Origin of the sequence: Clostridium yunnanense (assembly GCF_016595795.1) — a bacterium.
In the GTDB taxonomy this organism is placed as follows: Bacteria; Bacillota; Clostridia; order Clostridiales; family Clostridiaceae; genus Clostridium_AR; species Clostridium_AR yunnanense.
The window spans coordinates 74702-87556 of sequence record NZ_JAENHN010000071.1; the positions used below are offsets into that span (position 1 = coordinate 74702).

The 12855-nt window shown below is 30.5% G+C and carries 12 protein-coding genes; 9 read left to right on the forward strand and 3 right to left on the reverse strand.

Features of this window, described 5'->3' with window-relative positions; translation table 11 throughout:
* Positions 1-141: 141 nt before the first annotated feature.
* The 7 genes from JHL18_RS25310 to JHL18_RS25340 all read left to right on the forward strand — a co-directional run bounded on the left by JHL18_RS25310 (position 142) and on the right by JHL18_RS25340 (position 8791).
* A complete protein-coding gene (locus JHL18_RS25310; RefSeq protein ID WP_200274509.1) occupies positions 142-1221 on the forward strand; it encodes a sensor domain-containing diguanylate cyclase in 1080 nt (359 codons plus the stop codon).
* 197 nt (positions 1222-1418) lie between these two features.
* Positions 1419-2573 (forward strand): AlbA family DNA-binding domain-containing protein, encoded by a 1155-nt coding sequence (locus JHL18_RS25315; protein WP_200274511.1) that lies wholly within the window; start codon positions 1419-1421, stop codon positions 2571-2573.
* Positions 2574-2820: 247 nt separating this feature from the next.
* Positions 2821-3246 carry a hypothetical protein gene (locus tag JHL18_RS25320; RefSeq protein ID WP_200274513.1) on the forward strand — a complete coding sequence of 142 codons (426 nt, stop codon included), beginning with the start codon at positions 2821-2823 and terminating at the stop codon, positions 3244-3246.
* A 641-nt stretch (positions 3247-3887) separates the two neighbouring features.
* Positions 3888-5108, forward strand: coding sequence for a tyrosine--tRNA ligase (gene tyrS, locus JHL18_RS25325; RefSeq protein WP_200274515.1), 1221 nt, complete (start codon positions 3888-3890; stop codon positions 5106-5108).
* A 179-nt stretch (positions 5109-5287) separates the two neighbouring features.
* Positions 5288-7630 (forward strand): hypothetical protein, encoded by a 2343-nt coding sequence (locus JHL18_RS25330; RefSeq protein ID WP_200274517.1) that lies wholly within the window; start codon positions 5288-5290, stop codon positions 7628-7630.
* A gap of 197 nt (positions 7631-7827) precedes the next feature.
* The gene (locus tag JHL18_RS25335) at positions 7828-8094 is read left to right on the forward strand and encodes an EscU/YscU/HrcU family type III secretion system export apparatus switch protein (protein WP_200274624.1); all 267 of its coding nucleotides are present in this window, start codon (positions 7828-7830) and stop codon (positions 8092-8094) included.
* A gap of 7 nt (positions 8095-8101) precedes the next feature.
* Positions 8102-8791 (forward strand): metallophosphoesterase, encoded by a 690-nt coding sequence (locus JHL18_RS25340; protein ID WP_200274519.1) that lies wholly within the window; start codon positions 8102-8104, stop codon positions 8789-8791.
* Positions 8792-8847: 56 nt separating this feature from the next.
* On the opposite strand, the gene JHL18_RS25345 is transcribed toward JHL18_RS25340, so the two are convergent.
* Together JHL18_RS25345 and JHL18_RS25350 are read right to left on the reverse strand one after the other, a co-directional pair.
* Positions 8848-9813 (reverse strand): methyl-accepting chemotaxis protein, encoded by a 966-nt coding sequence (locus JHL18_RS25345; protein WP_200274521.1) that lies wholly within the window; start codon positions 9811-9813, stop codon positions 8848-8850.
* 183 nt (positions 9814-9996) lie between these two features.
* Positions 9997-10785, reverse strand: coding sequence for a DUF2225 domain-containing protein (locus JHL18_RS25350; RefSeq protein WP_200274523.1), 789 nt, complete (start codon positions 10783-10785; stop codon positions 9997-9999).
* Between the two features lie 333 nt (positions 10786-11118).
* Here JHL18_RS25350 and yjbM point away from each other — a divergent pair, with 333 nt between their 5' ends.
* Both yjbM and JHL18_RS25750 read left to right on the forward strand, forming a co-directional pair.
* Positions 11119-11913, forward strand: a complete 795-nt coding sequence (yjbM, locus tag JHL18_RS25355; RefSeq protein ID WP_200274525.1) for a GTP diphosphokinase — start codon at positions 11119-11121, stop codon at positions 11911-11913.
* 62 nt (positions 11914-11975) lie between these two features.
* On the forward strand, positions 11976-12140 hold the full coding sequence (locus JHL18_RS25750) for a hypothetical protein (protein ID WP_207753115.1): 165 nt from the start codon (positions 11976-11978) through the stop codon (positions 12138-12140).
* A 48-nt stretch (positions 12141-12188) separates the two neighbouring features.
* Here JHL18_RS25750 and JHL18_RS25360 read toward each other — a convergent pair whose 3' ends face one another.
* On the reverse strand, positions 12189-12800 hold the full coding sequence (locus JHL18_RS25360) for an NAD(P)H-dependent oxidoreductase (RefSeq protein ID WP_200274526.1): 612 nt from the start codon (positions 12798-12800) through the stop codon (positions 12189-12191).
* Positions 12801-12855 lie beyond the last annotated feature (55 nt).

Sequence of the window (12855 nt, forward strand, 5' to 3'; positions counted from 1 at the left end):
TCAAAAATCACGCACCTATGACTTGTAGCATGTATAAATTAATAGTTGAGCTAGGAACTCTATAAGTAAAAGAAATTTAAATAATGATAAATTACATTCATTATAAAGAGTAAAAGAAGAAAAGTAGTAGGAGAGTTGCTTATGGACGATTACAGATTGATGTATGAGAGAATACATGAAGAGTTTGAGACCTATCAAAATTTTGCTGAAAAGCAGTTACAGGTGCTAAGTGAAAGAAATATAAGATTGGAAAGAGATCTAGATGCACTAGCAAATATAGTTGAAGTAAGCCAATATATTAATTCATACATTTCTCATGAAAACTTAATATCAATGATAAATGATATGATTGTTGGTATACTTGGGGGAACTTACTCTACAATTTATCTTATAGAAGATGGAAAATTAGAAGTCAAAGCAACTAATACAAACTCTCAAGAAATAATATTTCCTACTATAATAAACAGTTATATTGAAAATGCTGAAGAATTTGTTGTAAATTCTAAAGAAGTGATATTTGAAGATCAAAAATTTCGAAGAGATATCCGTTCGGTAATAGGTTTTCCTATAAGAATAAGAAATAGAAATATTGGGTATATAATGGTTGAGCATACCTTATATAGATTCTTTACAAGAGCACATATAAAGTTTGTGTCATCTATAGCCAATCAGATTGCTATTGCTATTGAAAATAGTATACTTTATAAAAGGATTCAGGAAGCATCTAAGAGGGATCCTCTCCTTAATATATATAATAGAAAATACTTCTTTGAAAGTTTAGATAAAAAGATTAAAGATTATCCAGATAAGAGCTTTGGAATAGTTATGATAGATGTGGATAATTTCAAAAAGGTTAATGATAATTTTGGACATCAATTTGGGGATGAAGCGCTTCAACATGTGGTGTCAGTTATAAAAAGCTGTCTAAAGGACGAAGATATAATTGCTAGATATGGTGGAGAAGAAATAATAGTTTGCTTACGGGGTGATGAAACAGAAAAAGAGATGGAAAACCGAGTAGAGCAAACAAGAAAAAAACTGGAGAATAGTCCTGTCATAAGAGATAATATTATAAAGACAGTAACTATAAGTATTGGATTAAGTTTTTATCCAGCAGATGGACATAGTGTTGATGCTGTAGTAGAAGTAGCAGATTCATTAATGTATAAAGCTAAGAGTTCTGGTAAAAATAGAATTATAAGTTCATTAATATTTAGATAAAAACAGCTTGTTGTACAGGCTGTTTTTTTGTTTTGGAGTTTTAGAAAGTTAAAGTATTGGATGTAGAGACATCTAAAATTCAACTAGTAAAGTTTTTATAATTAATTTAACTTTTATGTGGTATCTTATACAAGGCTATTGGAATATAATATATTATATTAGGATAATTTGATTTAACTTCTGAGAGGAAATTTCTAATGGATAAGAAGAAACTTTTAAGCCTACTAGCTAGGGAAGAAGGAAGAAAGTTAGATTTTAAACAACGAATAGAGCTAAACTATGAGACTGGTAAAAAAGAATTAACAAAGGATATATGTGCTATAGCTAATTCTAATGGTGGAAGAGGTTATATAGTAGTTGGAATAGAAGATAAGACAAAGAGAATCATAGGGATAAGTGAAGAAGATAAATTTAATGAGGAAAAGATTCAACAAATAGTAGCCTCTAGATGTGATCCTCCAATACCAGTATCGGTAGACTATCTCACAATTGAAGGTAAAGATGTGGCGGTAATAACAATATATAACTGGGAACAGAGGCCATATCAAGTAAGAGAAAGTGGAGCGTTTTTTATAAGAAGGGGTTCTACTACTGATATCATGAGAAAGCAGGAGCTTGTTGCTGCTTTTGAGGAAAGTCTAAACCTTAATATAGAGGCCTGTGCTATTGTAAGAAGTGATATGAGTGCTTTAAATATGGATATAGTTGATAAATACTTCAAATCTAAGTCTGTTGAAATAAATGATGAAAATAGAGAATTTCTTCTTCAAAGGAGCTCAATAACTTCTAGAGATAGAGAAACAGGAGAAACTATTTGTACGCTTGGAGGGCTCTTAGTATTTTCAGATATAAATAGTATATATATACCTCATAATATGATAAAAATAATAAATAAAATAAATAAGAATAAGCCAGAGGTAATTATAGTTCAGGGAAATATAATAAATATGATTGATCTTTGCGAAATTCACTTAAAGGAATTGCTACCAGATAATTATCCGTATATTGCAGTACTAGAAGCTATTAAGAATGCAGTTTTATACAGGGAATATTCAGAGTTCTCAAGGATAATCGAGGTTTATATGGGATACAACTCCATTGTAGTAATGAGTCCAGGCGAGCTTATGAAAACCAATAAAAAGAATGGTGATACAAGGGATTATAATAGAAGAAATATGTGGTTATATGAAAAAGTGATAACCCTAGATGATAAAGGGAGATTTCTAAAGAATAATACAGGTTTATCTAACATGAAGAAGGCTTTCAAGGGAAAAGGAAAGATAATATTTATTAATTCTAAACAAGAGAATGTTTTCAAAGTTATATTTCCAGGTGTAAGTGAAGCTTTATAAAATTGAAAAAATATAAAAAATGTTAAGAAAACTTGAATATTATATAAATAAAGTAAAATTATATAATTAGTTGATTTTTTTCACTATTTCTAGTTAATAATCTATATAAAGATGAAATACTTCTATAAAATCTTAAAAAATGTTCGTTTGTACTTATTCTTTAGTTGAAGATTTTTTACAATTATTTTATGAAAAATCTGTGCAAAATCTTGAACTAAAATTAAAATAAATTTAAGGAGTGATTCTAATGATTCAGGTATTCTGTAATAAGAGAGGTTCTGGAAAAACTAAAGAGCTAATTAATCTTGCAAACAGAAATGTTTTAACTGAAAAAGGTAACTCTGTTTTTATCGATGATGATAGCAGATGCATGCTACAAGTAGACAAAAAAATAAGGTTTATATCTACTAGCGATTTAGGTCTAATGAGCTATGAAGGTATGTATGGATTTTTGTGCGGCATAATTTCTGAAGATTACGATATTGAGAACATCTATATAGATGGGCTATGTAATATTGTTGATTGTGAAATAGAAAATGCGGCACATTTGTTTTATAAATTAGATGAATTGGCTAATAGGTTTGGAATAAACGTATACATTAGTATTAACCATGAACATGAAGCTCCGGAATTTATTCAGAAATACACTAATTGTCAATTGGTTGCTAACTAAAAATATGGTGCTAAAATTAAGTGGTCACGCATCCAATGCTTTAATGAGATTACGCAAAGAATTAATATGATTTTGTCATATTCCATGGCTAAAACTGTAAACTCACTACGTTCGAACAGTACAGTTTATTAACGCCATTACATCTGAAAAAATCATTTAATTCTAATAGCTCGCTCATATAGCATCTCCTGCATAACAACTTAATTTCAAGGATATTATTAGATATAGAAAAATATATAAAGTTGAACACCTAAAGGATTTTTGAGTGGAAAGTTAATTTATGCATGTTTAAAAATCACTAGCCCATGACTTTTGATAGCAGAACTTAATAGATGATATTGAACACTATGATATATTAAATAAGGGAGCTGCTATATAGTATTTTAATCACTATATAGCAGCTCCTATTAACTTTGATATTGTGGATGAAGCACTTAGATGCGACAGGAAATTATGAATTTATTAATTTAATTTATATGGATACAGTCTATAATTAGAGTTTTATGTTGATAAATAAATGGAATATTTATATACTATAATTATTGGCTTTTATGATATGGAATTTTTAGCTTTTAAAGAGAAGAGTAAAATAACAGTTGGATGATAAAGTGATACATCTAAGAATATTTGGAGGGATTTTAATGGCGCAAGTACTTGATGAGTTAATGGAACGTGGATACATAAAACAATTTACTCATGAAAACGAAACTAGAGAATTATTAGAAAAGGAAAAAATAACTTTTTATATAGGTTTTGATCCAACTGCTGATAGTCTTCATGTTGGACACTTTATTGCTATGATGTTTATGGCACATATGCAAAGAGCTGGACACAGACCAATTGCACTTATTGGTGGTGGAACAGCTATGGTTGGAGATCCAAGTGGAAAAACTGATATGAGAAAGATGCTTACAAAAGAGCAAATACAGCACAATGTAGATTGTATAAAGAAGCAAATGGAAAAGTTTATTGATTTCTCAGAGGGAAAAGCAATTCTTGCTAACAATGCAGATTGGCTTTTAAATCTAAACTATGTTGATTTCTTAAGAGAAGTTGGAACTCATTTTTCTGTAAATAGAATGCTTACTGCTGAATGTTTTAAACAAAGACTAGAAAAAGGACTTTCCTTCTTAGAATTTAACTATATGTTAATGCAAGGTTATGATTTTTATGAATTAAATCAAAAGTACGATTGTAAGATGCAGCTTGGAGGAGATGATCAGTGGTCAAATATGATTGCTGGTGTTGAGCTTATAAGAAGAAAATCTCAAAAAGATTCTTTTGCAATGACATGTACTCTACTTACTAACAGTGAAGGTAAGAAGATGGGGAAAACAGAAAATGGAGCTTTATGGCTAGATCCAGAAAAGACATCCCCATATGATTTCTATCAGTACTGGAGAAATGTAGGAGATGCTGATGTTCAAAAGTGTCTTGCACTTCTTACATTCCTACCTATGGATGAAGTAAGAAGATTAGGAGCTTTAAAGGATTCAGCTATAAATGATGCTAAGAAGGTCCTTGCTTTTGAAGTTACAAAGCTTATACATGGAGAAGAAGAGGCTGCTAAAGCTCAAAGTGCTGCAGAAGCTCTATTTGGTGCTGGAAGTGATATGAGTAATGTACCTACTGTAACTGTAACTAGAGAAAAATTAGGTTTATCACTTTTAGATGTTCTTGCTGAAACTGCTGTAATTCCATCAAAGGCTGAAGGAAAGAGATTAGTTCAGCAAGGTGGACTGTCAATAAATGGAGAAAAGGTAACCGACTTTAAAAGAGAACTTACTGAAGAAGACTTCAAAGATGGTGCTGCTCTTATAAAAAGAGGTAAGAAGAATTATAATAAAATTGAATTAGCTTAAGAAGCTTTTAAAGCACTACTTAATGCATTTTGTTGAAGAAGAATCAGTGGTTTTAGATGAAGGTTACTCTCAATAATTTAAGCATAGGGTAGTGCTTTTTTATAAGAAATAATAATTAAAGGAAATCAATTTAATTTTCGATAATATAGTATAAATAGTTATATAGAGGGGAGTAGCATATGCCAGCAATTTGGAATGTAAATAATGTATATAATACTGGGAATAAAAAGCTGTCTTCAAAGTTAACCTTTGAAGTAGGAGAAAAATTTTCTGGAAGAGTTGTAAAGGCTTTAGATGATAAAAATGAAGTAATGATTAAGCTTTTAGATGGTTGGCAATTTGCTGCAGAAGTAGATGCTCCTCTTGAACAAATTAAAGATGGATTAGTTAAGTTTCAAGTAGATGGTTTTGTAGATGGAAAGTTAAAACTTAAGATTGTAAATGATAATGCTAAGGATGGAAGCAGCACAAAAGATCCTGTTGATGATTTTATTAAAGCAGAAGGACTCTCTTCGGAAGATAAAGATATTGTAAAACTTATGATAAGATTTGATATGAATTTAACTAAAGAGGGTGTAGTAAGGCTTAAAAGTATTATGAATTTTAGAGACAAGCTTCAAACTAATCCTAGGGAAGCTGATGCTTTCATAGATAGATATCTTTCTATAAAAGGAATTCCTAAAGATAGCGAGCAAGGACAAAAGATTCAAAAACTTCTTAAAGAATTTTTCGTTAGTTTTAATACTCTGAATAAAGATGAATTAATGATGATGATGGAGAACGGAATAGATCTTACAGCAGAGAATATAGAGAGTTTTAAGAAATTATCAAAGAATTTTGCAGTTGTTTTTGAAAACTTGAATTTAATTGACCATAAGATGAATGAGGTTCAAATAAACTCAGATATATATACCTGTGATTTGAATGAAATCCTTCAAGAAAAATCAAATGATAAAGAAAACATATCTCAAGAAAAATTTATTGATAAGAGTAAAGTTAATACAGCTAGTAATGAAGCCTCTTCCAATAATGTAAAAGGTAAACTGATAAATGATACCTATTCCTCAGGAAATAGCAAGATTAATATGCTACAACTGCTTAAATCCATGACTGCTAATGATAATGATATATTAAGGAATAGTTTGAAAGATATATTATCAAATAATAAAAATCAATTTATGATTACGGGGGAGTATGATGCATTAGAAGGTAAATTAAATGCTCTTTCTGATAAGGAATTGATATCAGTTATTAGGAAGGAAGTTTCAGCTAGTGGTAATAATATGTCCCAAATTAATAAAGAGAATATTGAAGATGGGATATTTAAAATTCTAGATAGAAGAATAAATCTATCGAATAAAGAATTTAGTAGGATACAAGATGTAATAAAAGTTGTAAATGAGGCTGTAGCTGATAGTGATGTTTTAGGGAAAGATATAGGGAAAAATGATGCACAAGCTACTAAAGTTACATTGGATGAAGCTAATAATACAAATAGTACCTCTTTAAAACCTAATAGCGCAGAAACATTGTCTAATGAAAAAAACATGAAAGCGGACTCAAACTTACCTAACAACGAAATTATAAAGAATCAATTTTCTAGCAGAAATGAACAAGTTAAAGATCTTGTAAAAAGTGTAATAACTCATTTTGACTTGGTGAATATTACTGTAAGTAATGACTTAAATAGTTCAATTGATGATATTATAAATAAAGTTGTTCAACAGCAGGTTAATGGTGATGGAGAGGCTGACGGCAGAGCAAATACAGCTAATAAGAATGAAACTACTTCTAGTGGAGAAACTATAACATACAAAGAAAGCTTGCCTAAAGATAAGGCTGGACTTCAAGTAACTAATTCTTCTGTTGATAAATCAACAACACAGTTAGCTCCAAAAGAAATTGAGAGTTCAAAGCTAGATATAGTAAAAACTTTATTAGATAAGCATGGAATGGATAAAATATTAGAAGTGAAGATGGCTAATTTAGATGAACCTACTAAGATGAAGGTTATTGAAAAATTAAATGATACTATTAAGAATCAATTGGATGGAGTGTTTTCTGAAAAACTCGGTGAAAAGGTAATGGAACTTTTAAAAAATAATATGAGTGATTTTAAAGTGTTTAATAATTTGAATAATCAGTATTATTGTTTAGACCTTCCTATTCAACTTAAAGAAAAGGATTATCCTTGTAAGCTTATAATAAAAGATGATAGAAAAGAAGGTAAAAAAATTGATTCAACTAATGTTAAGATGGTGGTTACCGTAAAAACTTTCAATTTAGGCACAGTTGATGGATATTTGAATTTAAAAAATAAACTTCTTAGTATTGATTTAAAATGTGACGGAAAGTTTGTTAAGGCCTTGGATATTGGAAAGAGTAAGCTTCAAAGTTCTTTGGAAAGTATGGGTTTTACTTCGAATATAGTCATATCTAAAAAACTAGAAGATGTTAATCTAGTAAATTGTAGAGATTTTTTTGATGATAAGAATATATCTGCCATAAATGTAACTGTTTAATATATACGATTTACCGATTAATCTGCTATAATTAAGAGTAGAATATGTTGTCTGCCAAGTTCTTCTCATATACATTGGGAAAAGCAGATGCACAAAAGAATTACTGGAGAAAGTTACTTCAGAAATTTTTTATTCTTTAAGAAATTATACTATAAGGTTACATATCAATGAATGGAATAGGCAAAGGGTGTGATGATGTGAACCAAAGGAGAAAAGCTGCTGCACTTAAATACGAACAGAATTTTGAAGCACCAATCGTAACTGCAGCAGGTATTGGAGTTATCGCAGATAAGATAATTGAAAAAGCAGAGGAAAATAAAATACCTGTAGTTTATAATAAAGAATTAGCTGAGATGTTGTCGAATGTAGATGTAGGAGATAATATCCCCTATGATCTTTATGAAGCTGTAGCCCATGTGATAGCCTATGTAACTGATATAGATAAACTAATAGACGAAAGGTGAATTTAATATGGCGCTATATGCTATTTCTGATCTTCATCTTGCTTTGAATGTTGATAAGCCTATGGATATATTTGGACAGAACTGGTATAGGCATGATGAGAAGATAAAAGAAAATTGGATAAGTAAAATAACCGCAGAAGATACAGTATTAATTGGCGGTGATATATCATGGTCAATGACTGCTGATGAAAGCAAAGATGACCTTGATTGGATTAATAATCTCCCTGGAAGAAAAATAATAATAAAGGGAAATCATGACTATTGGTGGAGTAGCATATCTAAGTTAAACTCTATGTATGAGGGAATGCATTTTATACAAAACAACTTTTTTACATATGAAGATTATGCGATATGTGGTACAAGAGGATGGATTTGTCCAGGTAGTGACAAGTTTACAAGTCGTGATGAAAAGATTTATTCAAGAGAACAGATAAGATTAAAGCTGTCCTTAGATGCTGCAAAAAGAGCTGGATATGAAAAGTTTATTTGTATGATACATTATCCACCAACTAACGAAAAGTTTGATGGATCGGCCTTCACAGAAATATTTAAGGAATATAATGTGGAAAAGGTCATATATGGTCATCTGCATGGTCCAGCACTATCTAGAGTTATAAATGGCATGCATGAAGATGTTCAGTATATAATGACTTCATGTGATTATATTAATTTTAATCCAGTAAAGATTTTAGATTAGTGAGTAAACAATAAAAAACCACTTCAGTTTTAGCACTGAAGTGGTTTTTTATTTACCTATTTATTAAGATCTTTCTCTATTTTTTTTACTGAATCAGTAAAGTCTGAAAGAGATCCTACTTGTTCATTTAGAGTTACTGCTATTTCATCTACTAAAGCTGAGTTTTCTTTTGATAGAGTAGTTACATTTCCTATAAAGTTGATTAAGTTATCCTTTTGTTCAGCAGTTGCAACAAGGTTAACTAAACAGTCATTTATTTCTGAAGTAGCGCCATCTATAGAATTTTTTATATTAGTAAAAGTATCTTTTGTTTCAACGATAGTATCATGTTGAGCCACTATTGCTGTATTTCCACCATTCATAGCGGAAGAAGCATTTAGTATTTCTACTTTTATTTCATCTAATATCTTTGTTATACTTTGAACAGCTTGTTTTGAGTTTTCTGCAAGCTTTCTAACTTCTCCAGCTACTACTGAGAATCCTTTACCAGCTTCTCCAGCTCTAGCTGCTTCAATAGCTGCATTTAAAGCAAGTAGGTTTGTTTGGCTTGCTATTTGACTTATGGAGTCAGTTATCATATTAACTGATTCTAGCTTTGATACAAGCTCATTTACAGTTGAATATGAAACTTGAAAGGCTTGCTGAAGTTCTTTAAGTGATGAATCTAATGAGTTTATTGTAACTATACCTTTATCTGCCAATTCATCAGTGTCAAGAACAGAAATATGTACGTTGTTGATGTTCATTGCTAAAGATTCCATAGATTCATTAAAACCCCTAAGCATTCCATCAGCTGTATGCAGTTCGTCATTTATTGATTCAGTTGATGTTGTAAGATTTGATATAGAGTTAGTTACGTCTCCAATATTGCTCTTAACATTATCAGCTTCATTAGAAAGTGTAACTAGCTTGTCTACGAAATTATGATAATCATTGTTTGCTACTTCTTTTACGGCTATTTCTTCCGGTTGAGTAGCAGCTATTTCTCTTATAGACTCTTTCTTTTTTGAAAATAATCCCATCATTATCCTCCCCTGATTTACATATATAATATTAAACATATAAGTTTCTCTGATAAATTTATTAATAATAAATATTAAGTAAAAGAAAGTATTTGTTTATTGCAACTTATATAATCTAATTATAGCACAAAGTGCAAAAAATTCTCTGTATTTCTATAAAAAATAACAAAAAAGCCATTAATATTACAATTGCTGATCTTTAATTAATTCTCTCATATCTCTAGTCATATCTTTAATCTTTTGTGGTGCTTGAATGCTACTAATTACTTTACTAAACCATTGAAGTGCTGCTTCAGTCTTTCCTATTCTTCTGGACAACTCTCCAAGAAGATACATCAAACTGAATCTATCCATACCATATAGGGGAAAGTCTTCATTTTGGTAAGCGTTATCAAATCCTTCTAAAGCTTTTTCTAAGAAGGCAGTTTCATTAGCACTGTCTTCAAGAAGTCTATACATCCAAGCAATTTTAAGACATATCATTGCTTTTGTACTGCTTTTTCCTTCCATAACAACACTGTTTATAAGAGCTAACTTATATCTTTCAATAGCTATATTCTCATCATAAATTGCAGGATAGGTTTTACGATTCCATTTACTAGATACACCTTTTACAATAGGTTCAATTTGATAAGACTTTAATTTGTTAAAATCAGCCTTCATTGCACTATAGCCGCAAGTTGGACATACATACACATCATAAAAATATGGGTTTATAACTGAATATCTCATGAAGAAATCTGAGTCCTTACTTTGTAATCTAGGTCCATTTGTTTTAGGGGAACGAGCTTTGAATTTGCTTTCGCATACGGGACATTGACACTCTTTATCGTATAAAAAAGTAGATAGATCTATTTCTTTTTTTGCGGCTTGTGCGTTAGCTGCCTTTGCCTTTTCCTCTTTGTTATATAAATCTACATTTTGTAGATTGTCAAACCCTAGGTTTTCTAATCCTGAAAAAATTTTATCCATAATAACACCTCTTTAGAAGTACACCTTTAAATATTAGTTGACATATTATGTAAAATAATTTAAAATTGGCATTTGTGGGCCGTAAATTATTAACTAAATTTTTGGGTGACAAAATATAATTTTAATCATAAGTTTAATTAGACTTTATTCATACTCTTAATTTTACTCCATATTTTAATACATTTCCACTTGGAATTATAATTAATTATCGTAATATTTATAAAAATTTTTACACGTAAATCATATTTTGATATAATTATAGAAGTTGCAATAAAGTTTAATCATTTTTATATTTAGGGTTTGGATTTAAAGTGATTATGAAAAGGTGAGATTATGGCAATAAAAAACTGGAAGGAATTCCTTACTCCTTATGAACAGGCTGTTGAGGAATTGAAAGTTAAGCTAAAAAGTATAAGAAAAGAGTATAGAAGGAAGAATGAATATTCACCTATTGAATTTATTACTGGAAGAGTAAAAGAAGTATCTAGTATTTTAGAGAAAGCAAATAAATTCAACATTCCATTACATAGACTTCAATATGAAATGGAAGACATAGCTGGTGTTCGTATAATGTGTCAGTTTGTTGATGATATACAAAGAGTTGTTGAAATTATAAGAGAAAGAAAGGACATGCAAATACTGTATGAGAAGGACTATGTTGCCAACGTAAAGGGTAGTGGCTATAGGAGTTATCATATGATAATAAAGTATCCAGTGAATATGGCTGAGGGACAAAAGGAAATATTGGCAGAGTTTCAAATAAGAACTTTGGCTATGAATTTTTGGGCTACCATAGAACATTCTTTGAATTATAAGTACAAACAGCAGATTCCTGGTGAGATAAAGCAAAAGCTTAAAAAAGCTGCAGATGCAGCCTTTAGACTTGATGAAGAGATGCTAGAGATAAAAGACGAGATAAAGGATGCACAAAAGCTATTTGAGGTTAAGTCAGATCTTATCTCTACTATAATGAACAATATATTAAGCCTTATGTCTATTGGAAAGCTAGCAGAGGCATCAAGGTACCAAGTTTCTCTTAATAAACTAATTGAAGAAGGAGAAGTATGGGAACTTAATAATCTGCTTCATCTGGTTCAAAGAGATCTAGAAAAATACAGGGACATATAAAAAATAGACGCTACTTAAGTATTGTTTTGGAATTAAGCTATTAGTCATCAGATTGTGTTTAGATGAACAACTCTATAATTGAATTTGCATTTTTAGGATTAGAGTTGTTTATTTCTAATGAGCTTACTCAAAGAATTAATATTCTATATACAAAAACCTCTGTTTTATTAAAATGGAACCTATGTTTAGGACATCTTAATATTTCAGAGGTTTTTTATGTTGTATAGGGTTCCAACTTCAATTATAGATAAACTACTGCCGAAAATCCCAAGATATTAGCTTTCTATTGGGACTCTTACAGTATGACTAATGTTTTGTGTGATTATTCTACTTACATCACCTAGATAATCTTTACGAACTTCATCGGTAACATAAGGAACTGCACCAAAGAAGGTTTGATCTACCTCTTTTATTCCACTGAAGTTAAATATGCCTTGACCTATAGTTTGTTCCATAGATTTGTGCATTCCACTTGCGGCATACATCTCATTTGGTGTACCAGTAGTAGAGAATATAACTACTTTCTTACCTTTTAATAATCCATTTGGAGCTCCATCTACGTATTCATAAGCAAAGCCATATGAAAATACTTTATCTATATATCCTTTTAAGATAGCTGGCATAGATGCCCACCATACGGGGAAAACAAAAGTTATTACATCAGCCCATTGTATCTGTTCTTGTTCTTCTTTTATGTCTGTTGGAGTGTTACCGCTTTGAAAAGCCACAAAATCATCAGACTTAAGTAGCGGGCAAAATTGCATTTGATATAGATCCCTAACTCTTACGCTTGCACCTGCTTCTTCAGAAGCCTTAACTACAGTGTCTACTATACCCTTACAGAAGCTTTGTTGATTTGGATGTGCAAAAACAACTAAATTATTCATTATTGTCCTCCTCAAAATATGTTATTGATGAACCATTGTTATTTAAGTTGAATAT